Source organism: Salinicoccus jeotgali (assembly GCF_039538805.1).
Lineage (GTDB): Bacteria > Bacillota > Bacilli > Staphylococcales > Salinicoccaceae > Salinicoccus > Salinicoccus jeotgali.
The window spans coordinates 98,089-121,928 of record NZ_BAABCK010000022.1; the positions used below are offsets into that span (position 1 = coordinate 98,089).

Here is a 23,840-nt window from a genome sequence, read left to right on the forward strand (position 1 = left end):
ATGCCTGAATTACCAGAAGTGGAATTGGTTAAGCGTTCTCTAGAACGAACGGTAGAAGAGAAGGGAATCGGTGCCATGTCTTTTTCTGACCATATATATAAAGGACATGAGGTTGGCCGAAGAACCATAATAAAAGAAGATCTTGAATCATTTAAAAAGAAAATCGATGGAGGCCGTATTAAAAAGGTGGGAAGACGCGGGAAATATCTATACTTCATCATGGAAAAAGATGGGGACGTCTTCCATCTGATTTCCCACCTCGGCATGTCGGGTGCTTTCTTTGTGGCCGACTCGATAGAACAGATCAAAGACTTGAACTACCGTAGGCATTGGCAAGTGTCCATGCCGCTGTCAGATGGGCAGTCCCTTGTCTACAGTGATATCAGACGTTTTGGGGAAATGTCGACCATTAAAAGGATAAATGACTTTCCTCCCTTTAAAAGGATGGCCCTAGAGTATACGCATCCGGATAGTCTTGCTGAATTCATTGAAAAAATCAAAGATCCCAGCAGAAGCAATAAAGCGATCAAAGCGTTGATAATGGATAGCACGATCATACCAGGTGTCGGCAACATCTATGCTTCAGAAGCATTGTTCATGTCAGGGATCTCCCCTGTGCGGAAGGCGGGGAATATTTCAGTTGAACGGTTAACGAAGCTGCACCAGGCGATTGTTGAAGTGTTTGAGCTGTCATTGAGCCGAGGTGGTTCCACAATTTCGGATTATAGAGGGATATCCGGGGAGAGGGGCAGCATGCAGGACCGGTTTAAAGTCTACCAGAAGAAGGTATGCCCGGACTGTGAAGCGCCCCTCAAAACAAAGACTATAGCAGGAAGAAATACATTTTATTGTACAAATTGTCAGAGGTGATCCAATGAACTACATTATCGGTCTGACCGGAGGCATTGCCAGCGGCAAGTCGACCGCTTCAGAATATATTCAATCAAAAGGCTATCCGGTACTTGATGCGGATATTTATGCCAAAAAAGCGACTGCACAAAATGGCCCTGCCTATAAAGGGATACTCGACCACTTCGGGGAGGACATTGCAAGGTCGGACGGGGAAATAGACAGAAGGAAGTTGGGTGCAATCATTTTCAATGATCCAGAAGAACGGCAAATATTGAATGGTCTGGTCCATCCTGAAGTGAGACGCATGATGAATGAGGATAAAGAACGGTTGAGCCTGGAGAGTCATGTATTTTTGGATATCCCGCTGTTATTCGAAAATGGACTGGATGAACAATGCGACTTGACTGCAACAGTCTATGTCGATGAAGAAACGCAGAAAAAGCGGTTGATGGACAGAGACGGCTTTACAGAAGAAGAGGCGTTGTCGAGAATAAGAAGTCAAATGCCGCTGTCAGATAAGCGCGATAGAAGTGACGTTGTGTTTCAGAATAGTGGCTCTATTCAGGAATTGAGGGGCCAGATTCAAAGCTTTCTAGACAAGATTGAAAAGTGAACATTTTATGCAGAATACACCTTTAAACACGCTTTCAATATGTTATACTAATCAGTGAAAAGTATAGCATAAAGGGGCAATCGTCATGAAAAAAGTAGCAATCAATGGTTTGGGAAGAATTGGAAGGATGGTATTTCGCATCGTTGCCGCTTCAGATGAATTGGAGCTCGTAGCGGTGAACGCCAGCTATCCTGCTGAAACACTGGCTCATCTCCTCAACTACGACACCACACACGGGAAATTCGAAAAGCAGATAGAAGGCAATGGAGACAAGCTGGTCATGGATGGCAAAGAAATTCTGATCACGACAGAAAGAAATCCAGAAAAGCTGCCATGGGGAGACTTGGGTGTGGATATTGTCATCGAAGCGACAGGCGCCTTCAACCATGGTGACAAAGCAGCAGCCCATGTTAAAGCAGGGGCCAAGAAAGTATTGCTGACTGCACCGGCCAAAGGCGGAGATGTAAAAACAGTGGTTCTTGGTGTAAATGATGAAGAATTCGATATAGATAAATATGATGTATTTTCCAATGCATCTTGTACGACAAACTGCCTGGCGCCGGTCGCCAAAGTGCTGGATGAGGAGTATGGCATCGAAAATGGTCTGATGACGACTGTCCATGCCTACACAAACGATCAAAAGAACATCGATAACCCGCATAAAGACCTTAGACGGGCACGTTCTTGTGCAGACAACATCATACCGACTTCGACTGGCGCAGCAAAAGCTTTGGGTGAGGTTCTCCCCCAATTGAATGGCAAACTCCATGGCTTGGCATTGAGAGTGCCTGTATCGAACGTATCACTTGTCGATCTTGTGGTTGATCTTAAAAAACCTGTGACGAAAGACTCACTCAATGAAACATTCGAGAAATTCGCTGATGGTGCGCTAGCCGGTATCATGGGTGTCACTTATGAGCCACTTGTGTCCAGTGATTTCAACACTGACAGCAGAAGTTCAATTATAGATGGGTCGTTGACGATGGTCATGGACGACAATAAAGTTAAAGTCCTGGCATGGTATGACAATGAATGGGGTTATTCGACCCGAGTGGTGGAATTTGCTGAAAAAATTGCGGAAAATCTATAGAAAGAAAAGAAGAAACGGGAGTTTCTTCTTTTTTTATGTTCAATGTATTATAATGGTATACCAAACTGGGTAGGAAGAGGTGGTCATAGTGAAATGCCCGAATTGTCATCATACAAGTTCGAGAGTGGTCGATTCCAGACATACCGATGAACTGTCTGCGATACGCCGACGTAGGGAATGCGAAGAGTGCGGTTTTAGGTTCACGACGTTTGAACGTATGGAATTATCACCGCTGGTCGTAGTTAAAAAGGATGGAAACAGGGAAGTTTTCAGCCGGGAGAAACTGATGGATGGATTGCTCCGTGCATGCGAAAAGCGTCCAATCTCTTATGAGACGTTGGAGAAGACAGCAGCCCAGATAGAGTCGGATCTCAGGAATTTGAATAAATCGGAAGTTTCGAGCAATGATATCGGAGAACATGTCATGAAAGCGCTGATCACCTTGGATCAAGTGGCATATGTAAGGTTCGCTTCGGTCTATAAGGAGTTCAAGGACATCGACCAGCTCATGGAGACCTTGAAGCATCTGGCTAAAGGCAGTGACGATAATGAACTTCAATGAAAGACTAAAACCAAATACCGAGTTCATCGTTTATATGCCATCATCGTTCGAAAAGTCCCATCTGAACATCATCAATGAACTGTATCTCCCCCTGATTGGACAGGAAGCGACCATTTCATATATCTACCTCCAGGAATCTTCAAACCATTACAGCAAACTTGAAACAAGACTCCACAGAGAAGTAATGGATGAATTGAACATGCCGCTCTCAGGCTTCTCAAGTATACTCGAGAAGCTTGAAGCGATTGGACTTATCCGCACGTTCGTGTCCAATAACGCCCATGAAGATCGTTTCATATACGAGCTGTTGTTGCCGCTCACACCAGATGCCTTCTTCAAAGATCCGATGCTTAGCCTCTATCTCTATGGCCAAGTGGGTTCTGTGGCTTTCAATAAAAAGAAGGGTCGACTCCAATATCCGCCCATGCCGGAAAACTTCACCGAAGTAACGCGTAAGTTCACCGAAGTGTTCCACACAGGGAGTGGTGAAGGTTTCGAAGTACCCACTGAAACCTTCAGGAAGGAAAACGAATCTGCAGGGCCGCAGGTCGATCTTGAGGACTTTGACTTTGATGTACTTTTTACACATCTGAAAGGGACACGCATCGACCGTGCTTTCTTCACTAAGGAAATACGCATGCTTATCGTTAAATTGAGTATCCTTTTTAATTTTAATGCCTATGATATAAAACAAATACTATTGCCATCTACAACACAATATGCAGGAATAGATAAAGAACAGTTGAAGTATGAAGCGAGGAAATACTATCAGAAAGAAAACAAGGGTAAAGTCCCCAAATTTGATGGTCCGGCGAAACAGACGGCTGAAGATAACACTGGTAAGGAATCATATATAGAGCAGCTCGAATCCATTAACCCCTTAGACCGGCTGAATGATATACGCGGCCAGCGGCCAAGCGACAATGACGTGAAGCTTGTCACCGACATCATTGCCCGTACAAGCCTTCCAGGCGGTGTCATAAACCTACTTCTTGAGTATGTTTATCAGCAGAAGGGTGGAGACCTGAACTATCCGTATACAATGAAAATTGCAAGGGACTGGGAGGAGAAGGGGATACGTTCGGCTAAGGAAGCTTATGAATCGATAATGGAATACAGAAAGCAACGCAACTCGAAAAAAGGCGGACGCAAAGAACGCCAAGGTGAAAAGAAACCTGCATGGATGGATAAGCCATCCGCTAAACAGAAAAATGATGCGAAAAAAGGCAGTGAGAAAAAGACAACACCTGCCCAAAAGACAGCAAAAGATGATCCCGAGCTACAAAGAATGATAGATGAATTCAGAAAATCTAGGTGATTTTAATGGAACCCATAAACCAATTTTTAAAAAACTCAAAGAAACTGCAGGAGAATAATGAGCGCCTTTATGAATCGCTCATCAAGCATCCGCGCATTATAGAACTGATCGAAAACAGCGAGCATGAGATTACGCGTTCTATGATTAAAAATGATCTGCTTCAATTGAAACGCTACTCCGAACAATCTTTAGCCTGTGAGAAATGTGGCTCGCTGAGTGGGTGTGTGAACCATCCACAAGGTTATGTACCTTCGATAGATGTAAGGGACGGGCGGATACATGTAATCTATTCCCCTTGTCCTACAAAAATCAAAGAAGACCGCTTCCGGGAAAAGGAGAAGATGATTGAATCCTATCATGTACCTAAAGATGTCAAAAATGCGACATTTGATACGGTTTTTCTGGATGGGGACTCCAACAGGCAGGAAATCATCAAAAAGGCAATTTCAGCAAGCAAAAAGATAATCGATGGGGAAAAGACAAAAGGGCTTTATATACATGGTAGTTTCGGCATCGGCAAATCCTATATGCTAGGGTGCATCGCCAATGAATTGAAGGAACAGTCGGTCTCTTCGATAATCGCCTATGTACCTGAAATCATCCGGGATCTCAAATCAGGTTTCAAAGATGGGACGACGGATATCAAATTTAAGACACTGAAAACGGCGCAAGTGCTGATGCTTGATGATTTGGGGGCCGAAGATGTGACCCCTTGGGTGAGGGATGAAGTCATTACAAGCCTGCTCCACTACCGTATGGTCGAAGGCCTACCGACGTTCATCAGTTCAAACTATTCGATAGAAGAACTGGAGTATCGTTATAGCCGGACGAAGGAAAACGGTGTGGAGGAGACTAAAGCCCGAAGGATGACGGAGCGGTTGCGCTCATTATGTGAAGAAGTCCAGCTTGAAGGCAGAAACTACAGAAACGGTTGAGGCTTGATAATTGAATCGGCCTTCAGTATAATCAATATATAATTCCATCAGTAAACGCCAAGGACAATGCTTTTTCGTATTCATTCAAAGAGAGTGCATGAAGTGCTGGAACATGCATAATGAAACGACTGAGATACTCCCTTGATATATGCCGGGCCAAAACCCGGACGGCGCGGACCGTTATCTCCGGCTGAAGGCGGGTTATATCTCGTGAATCAGGGTGGTACCGCGGTGTCAATCGTCCCTCTATTAGTAGAGGGGCGATTTTTTTCTGGTGAGACTATGATGATGAAAGGATGGAAAACATGACGCAGATAGAAATAAAATTTCCAGATGGCAATGTCCAAAATTTACAGTCGGGTGTGACTCCGGAAGAAATTGCACAATCCATAAGCCCAGGCTTGAAAAAAGCGGCCGTTGCCGCAAAAGTGAATGGGGAAATGTATGATTTGCGAAGACCGATTAATGGAGATGCTGATTTGCAGCTTATTACCAATAAGGACGAAGAAGGACTTGAAGTCTTACGCCACTCTACAGCCCATCTTATGGCGCAAGCACTGAAACGCCTTTACGGCGATGTGAAATTCGGTGTTGGGCCTGTAATTGAAGAGGGCTTCTATTATGACTTTGATACTGACGAGAATATTTCCTCGGATGACTTTGAAAAAATAGAGAAAGAAATGCAGCGCATTGTAGATGAGAATGTGGAAATAGAGCGTAAGGAACTCACAAGGGATGAAGCGCAGGAATTATTCAGGGATGATCCCTATAAGCAGGAGCTCATCGAGGCGATTCCTGAGGATGAGACTGTAACAGTCTATTCGCAAGGTGAGTTTACAGACCTGTGCCGCGGTGTACATGTTCCGTCCACATCAAAAATAAAGACCTTCAAACTCCTATCTACAGCCGGTGCTTATTGGCGGGGAGACAGCAATAACAAGATGCTGCAGCGCATATACGGCACTGCATTCTTTGATAAGAAAGATTTGAAATCCTACTTGAACCTATTGGAAGAACGTAAGGAACGTGACCACAGAAAAATTGGTAAGGACCTGGAATTATTCCAAAACAACCAGTTGGTGGGTGCAGGCTTGCCATTATGGCTGCCTAACGGTGCAACAATCAGACGCGAAATCGAACGGTACATCGTCGATAAGGAAGTTGCTTTAGGTTATGACCATGTCTATACACCTGTACTGGCGAATGTCGACCTGTATAAAACAAGTGGCCACTGGGAACACTATCAGGATGACATGTTCCCGACGATGGATATGAATGGGGAAGAGTTGGTGCTGCGCCCGATGAACTGTCCGCACCACATGATGATCTACAAGTCGAGCAAGCACTCATACAGGGAACTGCCGATACGGATTGCAGAACTCGGTACGATGCACAGATACGAAGCAAGTGGTGCTGTGAGCGGACTTCAACGCGTCAGGGGAATGACATTGAATGATGCCCATGTGTTCGTCAGGCCGGATCAGATAAAAGAAGAGTTTAAACGTGTCGTCCAACTGATAATTGATGTCTATGACGATTTTGGCTTCGAGAACTATTCATTCCGCCTGAGCTATCGCGACCCTGAAGATACTGAGAAGTATTTCGATGACGATGAAATGTGGAATAAGGCGGAACTGATGCTAAAAGAGGCAGTAGATGAAATGGAACTCGAGTACACTGAGGCTGATGGGGAAGCTGCCTTCTACGGGCCGAAGCTTGATGTTCAAGTACAAACTGCCCTTGGCAAAGAAGAAACCCTATCAACAGTGCAGTTGGACTTCCTGCTGCCGGAACGGTTCGAATTGACCTATACGGGCAGCGATGGCGAACTGCATCGCCCTGTAGTGATACACCGCGGAGTAGTTTCTACCATGGAACGCTTCGTTGCGTTCCTGACCGAAGAATATAAAGGTGCATTCCCACTCTGGCTCGCCCCGCAGCAAGTGGAAATCATTCCGGTCAACCTTGATCTGCACTATGACTACGCCCGTGCACTCAAAGATGAAATGAAGAGCCACGGCATGCGAGTCAGCATCGATGATAGGAATGAAAAGCTTGGGTATAAAATCAGAGAAGCCCAGATGAGGAAGGTGCCTTATCAGGTGGTAATAGGGGATAAGGAAATTGAAGAGAACCAGGTGAACGTCAGAAAGTACGGCGAGAAGGACCAGAACACTTATGATAGGGAAGACTTCATCTGGGAACTTGTTGATGAAATCAGGCTGAAAAAATAACTGCTTGACAAAGTCTGGGAAAGACTGTAGAATTATAAGAGTTGATAAGAACGGACAAGAAGAAGCTCCCGCTTCTCACCCGCAAACACCTATGAGGTAGTGACCGGGTCACGCAGTGAGATAACGACGGATTGGCATATTACCATTCCAGAATTTCTCATTACTGGTTGGCGGGCGCATATATGTGCCCGCCCTTTTTGTTCGTCTTCAAACTATATGGAGGTGTCAAAGATAGCAAAAGATCAAACATTAATCAATGACAAGATTCGCGCCAGAGAAGTTCGTCTCATCGGACAAGATGGTTCACAGCTTGGGGTAAAACCCACCCGCGAAGCACAAGAGATGGCTGAGCGCGTAGAACTTGATTTAGTATTGGTCGCGCCTAATGCCAAACCGCCTGTTGCACGCATCATGGATTACGGTAAATTCAAGTATGAGCAGCAGATTAAAGAAAAAGAAGCGCGTAAAAAGCAAAAAGTGATCAATGTTAAAGAAATCAGGCTTTCTCCAACAATCGAGGACCATGATTTCAACACTAAATTGAAACAGGCTAAGAAATTCCTCTCGAAGGAAGACAAAGTCAAAGTTTCCATCCGCTTCCGCGGCCGTGCAATCACGCACAAAGATATCGGCCGTAAAGTGCTCCAGCGCTTTGCAGATGAATTGTCTGAAGTTGCTACAATTGAACAAAGACCTAAGATGGAAGGCCGTTCAATGTTCTTGGTGGTCGCACCGATCACTGACAAAAAATAATAATCCGGAGGTTAGTCTCATGCCGAAAATGAAAACTCACAAAGGTTATGCTAAACGCGTCAAGCGTACTGGAACAGGTAAATTCAAACGTCATCGTGCGTTCACATCACACCTGTTCGCCAACAAGACTACAAAGCAGAAACGTCACTTGAGAAAAGCGACGCTAGTTGCTAAAGCAGACCAAAAACGCATCAAAAAGCTACTTTCATATATAAAATAATCAATCGAATTAAGGAGGATCACACATGGCACGTGTCAAGAATGGTTTAACGTCCCGTAAAAGACGTAAAAAAGTACTGAAGCAGGCAAAAGGATATTTCGGTGCGAAAAGCACACTTTATAGAACAGCGAAACAGCAGGTAATAAAATCCGGCCAGTATGCGTACCGCGACCGCCGTCAGACTAAACGTGATTTCCGCAAATTGTGGATTACACGTATCAATGCAGCTGCACGTCAGCATGGATTGAGCTATAGCCGTCTGATGAACGGACTTAAAACAGCAGGTATCGACATCAACCGTAAAATGCTTTCCGAAATTGCAATTTCAGATGAAAAAGCATTCGGCGAAATCGTTACACAAGCTAAAAACGCTTTGAATAAATAATGCTTAAAAAAATGGCCGCTCCTAACAGGAGCGGCCATTTTACATATGCTGCCTATATTCTCTTATAGAGTGTATCCATCAGATCATCCGAGTACTCGAAATAGCATTCCTTCTGTTCCTTATTCCCTTGATCTCCATCAGACTGCGGCATGATGTCCAAGCGGATGAGGGGTTCATCCTCATCGAAGAACGGCAAAGTCTGTTCTGCATATTCATCAGTGAGTTTATTATAGATTTCAATGGCTTCTTCTTCACTTTCATATGTCTTCTTCAAGACATCCAACTCTTTTCCTGTACGTTCAATTCTGGATAGTTTTATATCGATCACTATAACGCCTCCTTCTACAAGCTTTACGCTTCTCCTATTGATGATAACAATTAAAAGGCTAAATGTGTATTAATAAGTTTTATATTACGAAAAGTGAAATAATTTATGATAGAATGAAATCGACCAATTAATTATAAGGAGATTGATGACCGATTATGGATAAACAACTTGAAATGATGAAAAGTCTAACGGATGCAAATGGCATCTCCGGTTTTGAATATGATGTTAAAAATGTCATGAAAAAATATTTGGAACCAGTCAGTGACGAGCTGATCCAAGATAACCTTGGAGGGCTGTTCGGCAAACGAAATGCCAAAAATGGTGCGCGCACACTGCTTATTGGTGGGCATCTTGACGAAATCGGCTTCATGGTAACGCAGATAGATGATAATGGCTTCATCAAATTCACACCGATCGGTGGCTGGTGGAACCAGGTCATGCTTTCCCAAAGGATGAATGTAGTGACTGAAACGGGAGTGCTGACAGGGGTCATCGGTTCCAAACCACCTCATGTATTATCTCCAGAAGCAAGAAAGAAACCTGTCGATATGAAAGAGATGTTTATAGACATCGGTGTCGCTTCAAAAGAAGAAGCAGAATCGGCAGGGGTCAAAGTCGGTGACATGATTACACCTCATTGTGAATTCACAGAAATGGCCAACAAGGATTATCTGTTGGCAAAAGCATGGGATAACCGGTTCGGCTGTGGCGTAGCCATTGAAGTGCTGGAGTCATTGAAGGATGAGGATCTGGACATCAATGTTGTCAGCGGAGCCACGGTACAGGAAGAAGTCGGTCTGCGCGGTGCCAAAGTGGCAGCGAACAAAGTGAAGCCGGATCTTGCGATTGCAGTCGATGTCGGCATTTCCTGGGATACGCCAGGTATGAGTGAAAAGGACGGCACCGGAAAGATGGGTGATGGTCCGCTTGTTCTGCTACTTGACGGTTCGAATATCGGTCATGTCGGTTTCAGGCGCCACGTAGAGAAATTGGCCAAAGAAAAAGATATACCAGTTCAGTGGTCGGCGATCACTGGCGGGGGCACAGATTCAGGCGCATTCCATGTATCCAACGAAGGCGTGCCGTCAATCTCCATCGGTGTACCGCTCCGCTACATGCATTCGAATGTTTCGATTCTGAACAGGAATGACTATAATAACGCGGTCCGCCTCGTGACGGAAATCGTCCGGTCGCTAAATGATGATGCTGTGGAGGAAATCATTTGGTAGTACCAACATTCATCGGCTCAAAAGATAATAAGCGCATCAAAGACCTCAAGAAACTACAGATGAAAAAATACCGCAAAAAGGAAGAGCGCTTTCTGATAGAAGGGGAGCATCTGGTTGAAGAAGCCGTCAGATATCACCAGAGACTCCATACTGTGATACTCTTGGAGGGATGCGATTTTGCTCTGCCGATACCTGAGGACATTGAGATGCTCACCGTCAGCCGGGCTGTGATGAAAACCTTATCCACCCTTGATACGCCGCCAGGAGTCATGGCGGCTGTGTCCTATGTGGCTCCTGAAGTGGGGGAGGACAATACGCTGCTCCTTGATGGTGTACAAGACCCCGGCAACTTGGGGACGTTGATCCGTTCGGCGGATGCATTTGGATTCAAGCACATCATTTTGTCTCATGATACGGTGGATCCATTCAGCGATAAGGTGTTAAGGAGTACGCAAGGCAGCCTCTTTCACATCCGTCTCGAAACAGTAGAACCTACAGCCGCAGTTAATGCGTTTCAGGGTATTGTGATGGGAACTGCCATCGATGGCGCAGTACTGCTCGATGATACTCGTTCACCCAAGGAGTCCGTTATGGTGGTGCTTGGTAATGAAGGGCGTGGCGTTTCAGAAGAAGTACTTTCATTGGTCGATCAGAAACTGAAGATAGACATGCCTGGCGATAGTGAAAGTCTGAACGTGGCGGTTGCCGGAAGCATTATTATGCATCATTTCAAAGCTTGATTTTTCGGTAGTTTGATTTATAATGATTTTATAAGATGAATACGATGCTTCAGATGAAGCCGGACATAAATGATCTATAATTCCGAAACAGGGAGCGCAGCACATGGACTGGAATGCTGCGTACGGATGAGATCAGGGTTCACCTGGCAGATGGAGCAATGGGTCAATCCCTTATCTTTCCATAAGCGTCTGTATTGTCATGCAGAAAATCAGGTGGTACCGCGGAAACTCCGTCCTTTGATGAAGGGCGGGGTTTTTATTATATTTTAGGAGTGAAATGATGGATACATCAGAAATAGGGCAAGTCCAGGAATCATTCGATCAGGCTGTGGCCCATATAGAAGATTTAAAGAGTCTACAGCAGTTGAAAGTGGAATACTTAGGGAAAAAAGGCAAAGTGACAGGACTCATGAAGGAAATGAAGAACTTGTCCAAAGAGGAGCGTCCTCAGTTTGGGGCGGCAGTGAATGAAACACGCAACCATATAACAGAAATTATCGAACAGAAGACCCAAACACTTGAGGCTGAAGCGCTTGAGGCTAAATTAGCGGAAGAGACGATTGATGTTACACTGCCAGGACGCAATTTTAGTTTGGGCAGTCCACATCCCCTCAGTTTGATCATCGAAAATATTGAGGATTTCTTCATAGGTCTCGGCTATGAAATAGCAGAAGGGTATGAAGTGGAAACCGACTACTATAATTTTGAAGCGCTCAACTTGCCAAAATCACATCCTGCACGCGATATGCAGGATAGCTTTTATATTTCTGAGGAGATGCTGCTCAGAACACATACTTCACCTGTCCAGGCGCGCACGATGGAATCCCGGGCAGGAAAGGGTCCGGTCAAGATAATCTGTCCCGGGAAAGTTTATCGTAGGGATAGTGATGATGCGACGCATAGTCACCAATTTACCCAGATTGAAGGCCTGGTGGTCGATAAGAATATCCATATGAGTGATTTGAAGGGCACTTTGGAGCTTTTCGCCAAGGAAATCTTTGGGGAAGAGCGTGAAATACGCCTACGCCCAAGTTATTTTCCATTTACAGAACCGAGTGTGGAAGTCGATATCTCCTGCTTCAAATGCAAGGGTAACGGATGTAATGTCTGCAAATATACTGGTTGGATAGAAATACTCGGAGCAGGAATGGTTCATCCTAATGTTCTTGAGATGGCTGGCTTTGATTCCAGTGAATACTCCGGCTTTGCTTTTGGCATGGGGCCTGATAGGATAGCTATGCTGAAACACGGTATAGAAGATATCAGACACTTCTATACAAATGATTTGAGGTTCATCAATCAGTTCAAAGTGACAGAAGATGGTGGTGCAAAGAATGAAAGTATCTAAAGAATGGTTGCAGGAGTTCATACAACTCGATGTTCCTGCGGAAGAATTGGCTGAAAAGATTACACGCGGTGGTATCGAAGTCGACGAACTGAAGGATTATACGGCAGAAATCAAAAACCTGGTGGTCGGCCATGTCCAGTCAGTCGAGCAGCATCCTGAGGCAGATCGCCTTAAGATATGTCAAGTCGATACAGGGGATGGGACAAACCAGATAATATGCGGAGCTCCTAACGTAGTTCCCGATTCCTATGTCATCGTCTGTAAAGTCGGCGGCAGACTCCCTGGTGGTGTGAAAATCAAACGGGCAAAACTACGCGGTGAAGTCTCGGAAGGAATGATATGCTCGCTTGAGGAGCTTGGCATCAATGAAGATCAGGTGCCGTCGGAATATCGTGATGGAATCTTCATTTTTAAAGAGGAGAAAACTGCCGGCGAAGATGCTCTTCGGGCATTGTGCCTCGATGATCAGGTCATGGAATTCGACTTGACTCCAAACCGCAAGGACGCCCTCAGCATGATAGGTGTCGCCTATGAAGCGCGGGCTCTATTCGGTGGAGAGGTTTCACTCCCTGAATATGGTATTGATGATGCGCATCTCGGTGATGATGCTGAATTGAGTGTCGATAATGAAGATGATCTGGCAGTCCCCTACTATGCTGCCCGGGTGGTCGAAGACGTCAAAGTTTATCCTTCACCCGTCTGGATGCAGATACGTCTGATTAAAGCAGGTTTCCGTCCGATCAACAATATCGTCGACATATCCAACTATGTGCTGCTTGAATTTGGACAGCCATTGCATATGTTCGACCGTCAACAGATTGGCTCTGATAAGATTGTGACGCGCTACGCCAAGGAAAACGAAAAGATGACGACTCTGGATGGTAAGGAACAGACCCTCAAGCAGAGTGACATCGTTGTAACCAATGGCAACGAGCCGATTGCCCTGGCCGGTGTTATGGGTGGCGCATTTTCTGAAGTCACGGAGAACACGACCGACGTCGTCATCGAATCGGCAGTCTTTGATGCATTTTCCGTGCGTAAGACAAGCAATCGCCTGAACTTGCGCAGTGAAGCATCATCGCGTTTTGAGAAGAGTGTCTCCCATGAATTTGTACTGAAGGCACTCGACCGCGCAGCTTATCTCCTGCAGAAATATGCAGGTGGTAAAGCCACGTCGAAAGTCATCTCAGCAGGTGAACTGGACGTAGAAGATTCCACGATAGAAATCACAGAAGACTACATCAATAATCGGTTAGGCATGGATCTGACCGTCAAAGAGATTACCGATGTCTTGGGTAAGTTGGGGCTTGTTGCCTCGGAAAAAGAAGGGATATTGACGGTATCGATACCGTCAAGGCGCGATGACTTGAAGATTAAAGCAGATATCACAGAGGAAATCGCAAGAATATACGGTTATGATGCTTTGCCGAGCTCACTCCCCGAGTATTCGAAGATTACTCCAGGGCAATTGACGGATGTCCAGAAAAAGGTCCGGGTCATAAGACATCAACTGGAATCGCTTGGCTTATCGCAGGCAGTCAACTATGCATTGACAAGCCGTAGTCAAGCCGGACAATTTACGGAAATCGACGAAACATTGGACCTTCTGATGCCGATGAGTGAAGATCATGCGGTGCTGCGCACCAGTCTGGTGCCTCATCTCATTGATAGTGCAGTATATAACAGCAACCGCCAACAAAAAGACGTCCAACTGTATGAAATGGGCAGGATATTCATCCCGCGTGGAGAAGCGGAACTTCCGTTGGAAAAAGAAATGCTTGCTGGTATAGTGACGGGTGATATGCACCGTACAGATTGGCTCGGAACTAAAGTACCTGCAGATTTCTATGCAGCCAAAGGCATTGTGGAGACGGTGTTTGAGAAACTCGGCATGTCTGCACATATCACCTATCGACCATCTTCGCGTTTAAGCGAGATGCACCCCGGCAGAACAGCAGACATCATTCTCGAGAATGATACTGTCATCGGATTCGTAGGTGAAGTCCACCCTGCGTATGCAAATGAGAATGATCTGGATAGTGCTGCGGTATTTGAAATCAGCATGGGTGAATTGCTTGAGAAGGCCCAAGGGGAGATCATCTATCAGCAGTTGTCGAAATACCCGTCCATTACCCGGGATATCGCGCTGGTGGTCTCTTCTGAGACACATGCTGGGGACCTTGTTGAGACGGTCCAGAAAACGGCTGGAAAATACCTTCACGATGTATTTGTATTTGATGTGTATGAAGGTGAGCATCTGGAAGTAGGGAGCAAATCAATCGCCTTGAGGCTCGTATACCTGAATAAAGAGGAAACACTGACCGATGCGGAAGTGGAAGATTCATACAATCCGGTTGTCAAAGCACTGGAAGCACAAGGTGCACATATCAGATGATAAATGAAGATGCCTATGGCGGACGATGTCGCCATAGGCATCTTTACTCTTTTTGAAATGCACCATACAAATAATATCGTCAGCCATGATTTCTGCTGTTAATCAGGTCGATGACTTTTTGACGTGACTTGAAATGTTTTTTAGTGATGTCATCAAGGTATCCCAAACCATGCTTTTTTGCAAGCTTGGCAGCGAAGACATCGGTTTTGCTGCTTGCACCGCGTGGCACCTCTGCTTTTAGGTTGCGGTTCAGGTTCTCCATCTGTTCCAGGTATTTGCTGCGTGCCAGTATGCTTGCACAGGCCACCGCGATGGATTTGGATTCCGCTTTCGTTTCCTGGTATATCAAATCTTCACGGAAAGGGTGGGGGACATATTTCCGATATGCATTTTCAGATGTGAACTGGTCGATGACAATGGCTTCCAATGTCTCCTTCCAGTCAGTCGTCAATTTTTCATGGACATTTTTGATGCAGTGATCATGGAGCACTGCCTTAAGTTTGACTATATTCCATCCCTGATCAATCTTTTCATTGTAGGAAGGATTATCGAGTATTACAAGGGAGTACGGGACGATATGTATGATGTCGCCTGCGATTTTCTTTACTGTGCTGTTGCTTAAGTTTTTGGAGTCCCTTACGCCAAGTTCTTTGAGGAGTGCGACTTTATCCTTCGGGACATAGGCGGCACAGACTGTCATCGGCCCAAAGTAGTCGCCGACCCCAGCTTCATCGCTGCCGATTGTATTCATAGTGTCATAGTTCATGGCTATCCTACCTTTATGTTTTTTCTTATGCATATACTTGTATAACATTGATTACATAAGTATAATAAATTAATGATAACATATGGGAAGCGAAATTTTTACGGGGAGGCAATGTCAGATGGCAGAATATAAAAACCGCATTGCTGTCGAAATCAATGATCAACAATATACCTTGGTTGGGGAAGAAGACCCTCAGCATATTCGCTATGTAGCGAGGCTCGTGGATGAGAAAATCCAGGAAATTGGAGCGAAGAATGCGGGTTTGGATACAACGCGAAAGGCAGTACTCACAGCAGTGAACGTCATGGATGAGTATGTCAAATTGCTTGAGAAGCATCAGGCATTAATAGAAGAGATGGAAGAGCAGGGTAAATGATATCATGACACTCATACTGCTGATACTCCTGATTGCAGGAATGGTGATAGGATATAGAAGAGGAATGGTCCTCCAACTGCTCCACTTGATTGGTACACTCTCGGCCATCATCATCTCCGCTAAAAACTATGAGAAGCTGGCTGCACGCTTCGATATGGTGATGCCCTATCCTTCAACTTCCGATACGCTTACCAATCCCCTTATGCCGGAATTGGCGAATGCCGAACATGCGTTTTATAATATGACCGCTTTTTTCATCATCTTCATCATCTCTAAAATCATCATCCAACTTATCGTCAGCGCATTCGATTACCTACAACAGATTAGTGTGTTCGGTATAGTTGGTGATATAGTGGGCACTTTGCTCGGTCTGATGGAAATGATCTATATACTGGCAGTTTTCTTGACGATGATTGCTCTAGTGCCGCTGGACTTCATCGAAACGATGGTAGGGGAGTCCGGTTTGGCTCAATTCCTGCTGGACAACACATTTATTCTTTCCGAAAAATTCATAGAATGGTTACAGAGTGAGTCATAGCGATATGGCTCTTTTTTAGGAGGTAGACATGACTAAGAAGGACATAATCAATCTGCTTGAAACTATAGGGACCTACATGGAATTAGCCCTGGAAAACCCGTTTAAGGTCTCCGCCTACCGCAAGGCTGCAAGTACTATAGAGCGGGATCCAAGGACACTTTCTGAAATCGAAGACTTCTCAGAGCTGAAAGGTATAGGTAAAGGGGTCAATGAAGTTATTGAAGAGTATGTGAATACCGGCCGCTCGACTATGCTCGAAGATCTGAAGTCGACTGTTCCCGCGTCGCTGATCCAACTGCTCCATCTCCCGACACTTGGGGCTAAGAAAGTAGCAAAACTGCATAAGGAACTTGGTGTAACTACTTTAGAAGGCCTGAGGACAGAATGCGAGGCCGGCAATGTCAGTGCTTTGAGCGGCTTCGGGAAAAAGACTGAAGAAAACATCATAAAAGGTATCGATGAATTACTCACGCGTCCTGAACGCCATCCCATTGAAACAATTCAGAAGTTCAAAATGATGATTACGGATGCATTAAAAGAATTGGAAGGGGTCAAGCGGTTTGATATCGCCGGTAGTGCCCGGCGTTATAAGGAAATGAGCAAGGACTTGGATTTTATCGTGGAAGCAGATGACTTGCAGCAGGTAACGGAGACATTTTTGAAACTGCCGTTCATAAAAGAGGTGGTCGCCAAAGGGGAGCGCAAGCTCTCCGTAGTCGCCGATTACGATTTCGATCAGATCAATGTCGATATCCGTTTCACAACTCCTGGTGCGTACCATACCACACTCCACCATTTCACCGGCTCCAAGGAACACAACGTGAGGATGAGGCAGATTGCCAAATCACGGGGTGAGAAAATCAGTGAGTATGGTATCGAAAAAGACGGTGGAATGCTTACATTCTCTTCTGAAGAAGACTTTTTCAATCATTTCAATCTACCCTATATCCCTCCAGCGATGCGCGAGTCAGGAGAAGAGGTGGATATGGATGTGAGTGAAATTGTAGCCCCAGAAGACATTCGAAGTGACTTGCATATGCATACCGTCTACAGTGATGGCTCCCATTCGATTTCTGAAATGGTTGAAGCATGCATTGATAAGGGCTATGAATATATGGTCATCACAGATCACTCGAAGAGCCTTAAAGTCGCGAATGGACTGGATGAGAAAAGACTTAGGCAACAGATTGAAGAAGTGAAGAGCTTGCGGCCGAAATATCCAGAAATAGATATTTACACCGGCACCGAGATGGATATATTAAAAGATGGCAGCCTGGACTTTGATGATGATATACTCGGTGAATTGGATTATGTCATTGCTGCCATCCATTCCAGTTTCCAACAGACTGAAGAACAAATCATGAAGCGTCTGGAAGCAGCGTGTGATAACCCACACGTCAGACATATCGCCCATCCCACTGGACGACTCATTGGAAAAAGAGATGGTTATGCCGTTAATATGGAACGTTTGATCAAAAAGGCGAAAGAAACAGGGACAGTGCTCGAAGTGAACGCTAACCCAAGACGCTTGGATCTATCTTCCGATGTGATACGCCATTCCGGTCTGATGTTGACGGTCAATACGGACGCCCACCATACAGATCACTTGGACTTTATGGAGTACGGTATCGCTACGCTGCAAAAAGGTCTGGTGAAAAAAGATCAGGTGATCAATACGTTCACAAGGGAAAGATTCCGGGAATGGATCAAAAATGGAAAACAGAGGTTTTAAAATGAATGATAGAACAATAAAAACTTTAGAGTTCGATAAGATACTCGCTGATTTGGGCAATCTGGCCGAGAGTGAGAAGACGAAGCAGGCCATCAGTGAGGATATCATATCCACCGATATAGAACTCGTCCGTCAGATGATCGATGAAGTTGATGACGCATCGACGATGCTGAGGTACCGGGCAGTAGAACTCTCAGGCATCACTGATATCAAACGTCATCTGAAGCGGGCGGAAATAGGCAGTATGCTTGGAGTCTCAGAATTGAATGAAATACGGATGATGCTGAACCGTAAACATACGCTGGAGGGCGTGTTCGACGAGTTTGAGGCGGATGAGATCAATCTTATGCATCTGCCCCTTTATATTAACGGCCTTCCCGATATCCATTTCCTATACCGTAGAATTTCTGAGACATGTGACGCCCATCAAGTGTTGGATCATGCGTCCGAAGCCCTTCTTAGAATCCGCCGCAGAATCAAGGCTGAAGAAGGTAAGATAAGAGAACGCCTGAATGATATCATCCGCGGCAACAACCAGAAGAAGTTATCGGATAGCCTCATCACAATGCGCAATAACCGGTATGTCGTGCCCGTAAAGGTTGAACATCAAGGGGATTTCAATGGCATCGTGCATGATATATCAGCGAGTGGCCAAACTGTCTATATGGAGCCCATGCTTGTCGTTCAGATGACGAACCAGATCCAACATTTGAAGGATGAGGAGCAATCTGAAGTGGAGCGTATCCTCTATGCATTGTCTGCTGAAGTCGCTACAGTCAGCAGTGAATTATCCATGACCGATGATGCACTCCACCATATTGATCTGGTATTCGCCAAAGCGCGTTATGGTAAAAGCATCAATGGTACAAAACCGGATATCATGACTGGGGGTGGCATTTATCTGCCCGCGGCATTCCATCCGTCCATCCCGGCGGATGAAGTGGTGAAAAATGATATCATAATGGATGATGAAACGCGTGCTGTGATCATAACGGGACCGAATACCGGCGGTAAGACAGTCACACTGAAGACACTTGGTCTGAGCGTGCTTATGGCCCAGTCCGGCATACCCATACCAGCGAGGGACGGCAGCCGTCTAAAGCTGTTCCGTAAGGTATTCAGTGACATCGGGGATGAGCAATCCATCGAACAGTCTCTTTCGACGTTTTCAAGTCATATGACGAATATCACCGGGATACTCGAAGAAGCGGATGGGGAAAGTCTTGTAGTCCTTGATGAATTAGGGGCGGGGACAGACCCTGAAGAAGGGGCGGCCCTGGCCATCAGCATCTTGGAATATCTGCTTTCAAAGCAGTCGACCATAGTAGCGACAACGCACTATCCTCAATTAAAGTCGTTCAGCTATACACGGGAAGATACCATTAATGCAAGTGTAGAGTTCGATGTGGAGACGCTCTCCCCGACATATCGTCTTCTCATGGGGATCCCCGGCAAGTCCAATGCTTTTGAGATATCCAATAAACTCGGTTTGGAAGAGAGTGTCATTGAGCGGGCACGGGCCCTTGCCGGACGCGACTCGGAAGATGTCAATGAAATGATTACAGCACTTGAGAGGCATACGAAGACTGCCAGGGCAAATGAGGAAGAGACTGCGCGGCTTCTGAAGGAAACTGAACAGCTTCATGCTGAACTGGATGCATATATGGAAAGTCATGAAGAATATAAAGAAAAGATCAGAAAAGAGGCGCGCGAATCAGCCAACCGCATCATCAAACAGGCAGAAGCGAACGCAGAGACTGTCATCCAAACCCTTGAGAACATGAAGCAACGCGGTGCGGATATACAGGAACATGAAATGATAGAACAGAAAAAACAATTGTCTGACAGTTATCATCAGGAGGATATCCGTAAGAAGGAGCGCGCTAAGGAAAAAGAGCACATCGAACGCGGAGACGAAGTGGATGTCTTGTCCTATGGCCAAAAGGGTGAAGTGCTTGAAGCGGATGATGACTCCGTCACTGTACAGATGGGTATCATCAAAATGAAGGTGGGCCTCGATGAGGTCAAGAAGAGGAAGAAGGAAAAGCAACAGCAGCGTACCGTATCACGCCGGGTAGGGAAAACACCGGTGAAGAGGGAGCTTGACCTGAGGGGGGAACGCTATGAAGAAGCGCTCCAGAAACTCGATCGTTATCTTGACCAGGTCCTGCTCTCCAATTACAATGAAGTTGAAATCATTCATGGGAAGGGGACCGGTGCGCTGCAAAAAGGTGTGCAGCAGTTCCTTAAATCCCATTCCAAAGTGAAATCCTTTAGGGGTGGCATGCCTGGTGAAGGTGGCTTCGGTGTAACGATCGTTGAGATGAAGTAGGTGGTCTGATGGATAATTTTGATATGTATAAACTCGCCAAAGTGCTGATTGTGATTGGTGTCATCATGTTTTTGGGTGGCATTGTCTATTTAGCTTTTTTGGCATAGGCAGTAAAATTGAGCATGCTGAACGTGCATGATATAATCAACTCACAATTCAACTTATTGGAGGAATTTCAAATGGCAATAATCGAAGTGAACGACCAGAATTTCAAACAAGAAGTAAACAGCGGCGTTAAATTGGTGGATTTCTGGGCACCATGGTGCGGACCTTGTAAAATGATTGCACCTGTACTCGAAGAAGTGGCCCAAGAAGTGGATGGCAAAGCAGACATCGCCAAACTTAACGTTGATGATAACCAGGCTACAGCAAGCGAATATGAAGTCATGAGCATTCCGACGCTCATCCTGTTCAAAGATGGGGAGCCTGTAGATAAAGTCGTTGGTTTCCAACCAAAAGAACAGCTTGTAGCACTTATTGAAAAACACGCATAATGAATGAGCCGCCCTCTGAGGCGGCTTTTTTATCATTTAATTCAACATGAGGGATGATTATGGAAGAACTTAAATTGAAATTGTCCGTCCTGCCGACTGAACCGGGCTGTTATCTGATGAAAGACCGTCATGGCATCGTGATCTACGTCGGCAAGGCGAAAAATCTCCGCAATAGGGTCAAATCCTATTTTTCCGGAGCCCATGATGAGAAAACGATGCGTCTTGTAAAAGAAATCGAAGATTTCGATTTCATAGTAACCAATTCCGAAGTCGAATCACTACTGCTTGAACTCAATCTCATCAAGAAGCATTACCCAAGGTTCAACATACTCCTAAAAGATGATAAGAGTTATCCCTTTATTAAAATCACAAAGGAGAGGCATCCTAAACTTATCGTCACCCGTACAGTCAAGCCATCTTCCGGCACCTATTTCGGGCCCTATCCCAATGCCTACAGTGCGCACGAGACAAAAAAGTTGCTCGATAGGATCTACCCGCTCAGGAAATGCAATACAATGCCGGATCGACTGTGCCTTTATTATCACATCGACCAATGTCTCGGTCCTTGTGTCTACGATGTCAGTCAGGACCAATATAAAGAAATGATTGATGGTATAACCCGTTTCCTTAATGGAGATACCAAACAGATAACGGACGAATTGAAGGATAAGATGCAGAAAGCTTCCGAAGACCTGGAGTTTGAACAGGCTAAGGAATATAGGGATTTGCTTGGACATATAGAGGCTACAATGAACAAGCAGAAGATGATGACCAAGGATATGACTGCACGCGACTGCTTCGGTTACAGCATATCCAAAGGGTGGATGGCAGTATCAGTACTATTGATAAGAAATGGCAACCTCATTGAGAAGAAAGCAGATATGTTCGCAATAAATGATGAGCCCCAAGAAGAATTTTTCAGGTATATTGCCCAATTCTATGATGTGAAATCCAATCTCTTGCCAAAGGAAGTCCATATACCGAGTCATCTGGAACATGAAGTCATTGCAGAGTACCTGCCTGTCAGTGTTATACAGCCCAAACGGGGTCAAAAGCGCGAAATGGTCGATCTTGCAACGAAGAACGCCGAGATAGCACTTAGCAATAAGTTCGAGATGATTGAAAAAGATGAGGCCAGAACCGTAAAAGCGATAGAGAAACTTGGGAAAGCACTCAATATCGAAACGCCTGTGCGCATAGAAGCCTTCGACAACTCGAATATACAAGGTGTCGACCCGGTCAGCGTCATGGTGGCCTTCGTCGATGGAAAGCCGAGCAAGAAGGATTACCGGAAATATAAAATAAGGACCGTCACCCAGCCAGATGACTATGCGTCCATGGCTGAAGCGGTCAGAAGACGCTACACACGTGTTCTTAGAGAAGGATTACCATTGCCCGACCTACTTATAGTGGATGGCGGTGTGGGTCATATGAATACCGTCAAATCCGTCCTCCTCGATGAATTATCTTTGGACATCCCAGTAGCGGGGTTGGCCAAAAATGACAAACATAAGACGGCCGAACTCCTCTATGGCGATAATGCATCAATCATACCGCTTAAAAAGAATTCACAGGAATTCTATCTTCTGCAAAGGATACAAGACGAGGTGCACAGGTTCGCAATCAGCTTCCACCGCAATACAAGAAGGAAGACATCCGTGACCTCCCGATTGGATGGTATTGAAGGTGTGGGGCCAAAACGCAAACAGAAATTACTGAGCCACTTCGGTTCAATTAAACGCATGGGTGAAAAGGAAGTGGCAGACTTTACTGAGATAGGCATACCTGCGCCGATCGCAAAACGCATTTTGGAAACATTGAAAGACTGAACAGCAGCACTCGAATGGGCATGATCTTTTTTATGCAACACGTCAAGTCGCCTTGATTTATATAATTCTTGAGAGTAAAATGGTGTTTGTATAAACTTATTTCATTGGAGAGTTAGGGGGGAATTCGAGTGTCAAAACAAGATTCAAGTTTTGCGATCAGGCGGCTTCATTCGTTGCTGGGTGTAATTCCGCTGGGTGTATTTCTTATTCAGCACTTGGTCGTCAACCACTTTGCAACACGTAGTGAAGAAGCGTTCAATACTGCAGCCGGATTCATGGCAAGTCTGCCTTTTGTTCTGTTTTTGGAGATTTTTGTAATCTATCTTCCGATTCTGTTTCATGGCGTCTACGGAATCTACATCGCTTTCACTGCGAAGTATAATATAGGCGGAAAAGGTTATGGCTTCCATAGTACATACAGAAACTGGCTGTTTGCACTTCAGAGGATCAGCGGTGTGATTGCATTTATCTTCATTGCAATCCACGTGTTCCAGACAAGGGTGCAGGTGTTCTTTGGAGCGGAAGTTAATTTTGACTTGGTACATCAGATTGTAAACAATCCAGCATGGCTAATATTTTATATCGTTGGAATCATTGCGACTGTATTTCACTTCGCCAATGGTCTATGGGCATTCATGATTACATGGGGCTTCACACAATCTGATAGATCACAGCGTATGATGAGCTATGTATCAGCAGTCATCTTCGTAGTGGTCAGCTTCATCGGCATTCAAGCAATATTGGCATTTATCTAATTAAGGAGTGGACAGA

23 protein-coding genes are annotated in these 23,840 nt (G+C 45.2%); 21 read left to right on the forward strand and 2 right to left on the reverse strand.

Annotation, left to right across the window (positions count from 1 at the left end; all coding sequences use genetic code 11):
- The 10 genes from mutM to rplT all read left to right on the forward strand — a co-directional run bounded on the left by mutM (nucleotide 1) and on the right by rplT (nucleotide 8,962).
- Nucleotides 1–870, forward strand: coding sequence for a bifunctional DNA-formamidopyrimidine glycosylase/DNA-(apurinic or apyrimidinic site) lyase (gene mutM / locus ABD734_RS06620; protein WP_344702684.1), 870 nt, complete (start codon nucleotides 1–3; stop codon nucleotides 868–870).
- Between the two features lie 4 nt (nucleotides 871–874).
- Nucleotides 875–1,465, forward strand: coding sequence for a dephospho-CoA kinase (gene coaE / locus ABD734_RS06625; RefSeq protein ID WP_344702686.1), 591 nt, complete (start codon nucleotides 875–877; stop codon nucleotides 1,463–1,465).
- A gap of 85 nt (nucleotides 1,466–1,550) precedes the next feature.
- Entirely contained in the window at nucleotides 1,551–2,555 is a 1,005-nt protein-coding gene (locus ABD734_RS06630; RefSeq protein ID WP_344702689.1) for a glyceraldehyde-3-phosphate dehydrogenase, read from the forward strand.
- 88 nt (nucleotides 2,556–2,643) lie between these two features.
- Complete coding sequence (gene nrdR / locus ABD734_RS06635; protein WP_344702691.1) at nucleotides 2,644–3,117, forward strand: transcriptional regulator NrdR; 474 nt, start codon at nucleotides 2,644–2,646, stop codon at nucleotides 3,115–3,117.
- Nucleotides 3,104–4,435: a replication initiation and membrane attachment family protein gene (locus ABD734_RS06640; RefSeq protein ID WP_344702693.1), complete on the forward strand. Its 1,332-nt coding sequence runs from the start codon at nucleotides 3,104–3,106 to the stop codon at nucleotides 4,433–4,435. The genes nrdR and ABD734_RS06640 overlap by 14 nt, the downstream gene beginning before the upstream one ends.
- 5 nt (nucleotides 4,436–4,440) lie before the next feature.
- Entirely contained in the window at nucleotides 4,441–5,370 is a 930-nt protein-coding gene (dnaI, locus tag ABD734_RS06645) for a primosomal protein DnaI (RefSeq protein ID WP_344702697.1), read from the forward strand.
- A gap of 305 nt (nucleotides 5,371–5,675) precedes the next feature.
- On the forward strand, nucleotides 5,676–7,604 hold the full coding sequence (gene thrS / locus ABD734_RS06650) for a threonine--tRNA ligase (RefSeq protein ID WP_344702699.1): 1,929 nt from the start codon (nucleotides 5,676–5,678) through the stop codon (nucleotides 7,602–7,604).
- 222 nt (nucleotides 7,605–7,826) lie between these two features.
- Nucleotides 7,827–8,357, forward strand: a complete 531-nt coding sequence (infC, locus tag ABD734_RS06655) for a translation initiation factor IF-3 (RefSeq protein ID WP_344702701.1) — start codon at nucleotides 7,827–7,829, stop codon at nucleotides 8,355–8,357.
- 19 nt (nucleotides 8,358–8,376) lie between these two features.
- Entirely contained in the window at nucleotides 8,377–8,577 is a 201-nt protein-coding gene (rpmI, locus tag ABD734_RS06660) for a 50S ribosomal protein L35 (RefSeq protein ID WP_344702704.1), read from the forward strand.
- Nucleotides 8,578–8,602: 25 nt separating this feature from the next.
- Nucleotides 8,603–8,962: a 50S ribosomal protein L20 gene (gene rplT / locus ABD734_RS06665; RefSeq protein WP_344702706.1), complete on the forward strand. Its 360-nt coding sequence runs from the start codon at nucleotides 8,603–8,605 to the stop codon at nucleotides 8,960–8,962.
- 52 nt (nucleotides 8,963–9,014) lie between these two features.
- Here the strand turns inward: rplT and ABD734_RS06670 are convergent, their stop codons facing one another.
- Nucleotides 9,015–9,290, reverse strand: coding sequence for a hypothetical protein (locus ABD734_RS06670; RefSeq protein WP_344702710.1), 276 nt, complete (start codon nucleotides 9,288–9,290; stop codon nucleotides 9,015–9,017).
- Between the two features lie 155 nt (nucleotides 9,291–9,445).
- Between ABD734_RS06670 and ABD734_RS06675 the strand changes: the two genes are divergently transcribed.
- The 4 genes from ABD734_RS06675 to pheT all read left to right on the forward strand — a co-directional run bounded on the left by ABD734_RS06675 (nucleotide 9,446) and on the right by pheT (nucleotide 15,002).
- Nucleotides 9,446–10,519, forward strand: coding sequence for a M42 family metallopeptidase (locus ABD734_RS06675; RefSeq protein WP_344702713.1), 1,074 nt, complete (start codon nucleotides 9,446–9,448; stop codon nucleotides 10,517–10,519).
- On the forward strand, nucleotides 10,513–11,259 hold the full coding sequence (locus ABD734_RS06680; RefSeq protein WP_344702714.1) for a TrmH family RNA methyltransferase: 747 nt from the start codon (nucleotides 10,513–10,515) through the stop codon (nucleotides 11,257–11,259). The genes ABD734_RS06675 and ABD734_RS06680 overlap by 7 nt, the downstream gene beginning before the upstream one ends.
- Before the next feature lie 280 nt (nucleotides 11,260–11,539).
- Nucleotides 11,540–12,607, forward strand: a complete 1,068-nt coding sequence (pheS, locus tag ABD734_RS06685) for a phenylalanine--tRNA ligase subunit alpha (protein WP_344702717.1) — start codon at nucleotides 11,540–11,542, stop codon at nucleotides 12,605–12,607.
- Complete coding sequence (gene pheT, locus ABD734_RS06690) at nucleotides 12,594–15,002, forward strand: phenylalanine--tRNA ligase subunit beta (RefSeq protein ID WP_344702719.1); 2,409 nt, start codon at nucleotides 12,594–12,596, stop codon at nucleotides 15,000–15,002. Before pheS ends, pheT begins: the two co-directional genes overlap by 14 nt.
- A 79-nt stretch (nucleotides 15,003–15,081) precedes the next feature.
- On the opposite strand, the gene rnhC is transcribed toward pheT, so the two are convergent.
- The gene (gene rnhC, locus ABD734_RS06695; protein WP_344702721.1) at nucleotides 15,082–15,768 is read right to left on the reverse strand and encodes a ribonuclease HIII; all 687 of its coding nucleotides are present in this window, start codon (nucleotides 15,766–15,768) and stop codon (nucleotides 15,082–15,084) included.
- A 118-nt stretch (nucleotides 15,769–15,886) separates the two neighbouring features.
- Between rnhC and zapA the strand changes: the two genes are divergently transcribed.
- From zapA to ABD734_RS06730, 7 genes are all read left to right on the forward strand, one after another.
- Nucleotides 15,887–16,144, forward strand: a complete 258-nt coding sequence (zapA, locus tag ABD734_RS06700) for a cell division protein ZapA (protein ID WP_344702723.1) — start codon at nucleotides 15,887–15,889, stop codon at nucleotides 16,142–16,144.
- Nucleotides 16,145–16,148: 4 nt separating this feature from the next.
- Complete coding sequence (locus ABD734_RS06705) at nucleotides 16,149–16,682, forward strand: CvpA family protein (protein ID WP_344702725.1); 534 nt, start codon at nucleotides 16,149–16,151, stop codon at nucleotides 16,680–16,682.
- Between the two features lie 28 nt (nucleotides 16,683–16,710).
- Nucleotides 16,711–18,414 (forward strand): DNA polymerase/3'-5' exonuclease PolX, encoded by a 1,704-nt coding sequence (polX, locus tag ABD734_RS06710; RefSeq protein WP_344702727.1) that lies wholly within the window; start codon nucleotides 16,711–16,713, stop codon nucleotides 18,412–18,414.
- A 1-nt stretch (nucleotide 18,415) separates the two neighbouring features.
- Nucleotides 18,416–20,746, forward strand: a complete 2,331-nt coding sequence (locus ABD734_RS06715; protein WP_344702729.1) for an endonuclease MutS2 — start codon at nucleotides 18,416–18,418, stop codon at nucleotides 20,744–20,746.
- Between the two features lie 179 nt (nucleotides 20,747–20,925).
- Nucleotides 20,926–21,240 (forward strand): thioredoxin, encoded by a 315-nt coding sequence (trxA, locus tag ABD734_RS06720; protein ID WP_344702731.1) that lies wholly within the window; start codon nucleotides 20,926–20,928, stop codon nucleotides 21,238–21,240.
- 59 nt (nucleotides 21,241–21,299) lie between these two features.
- Nucleotides 21,300–23,069: an excinuclease ABC subunit UvrC gene (uvrC, locus tag ABD734_RS06725; protein WP_344702733.1), complete on the forward strand. Its 1,770-nt coding sequence runs from the start codon at nucleotides 21,300–21,302 to the stop codon at nucleotides 23,067–23,069.
- A 128-nt stretch (nucleotides 23,070–23,197) separates the two neighbouring features.
- The gene (locus ABD734_RS06730; RefSeq protein WP_344702735.1) at nucleotides 23,198–23,824 is read left to right on the forward strand and encodes a succinate dehydrogenase cytochrome b558 subunit; all 627 of its coding nucleotides are present in this window, start codon (nucleotides 23,198–23,200) and stop codon (nucleotides 23,822–23,824) included.
- Nucleotides 23,825–23,840 lie beyond the last annotated feature (16 nt).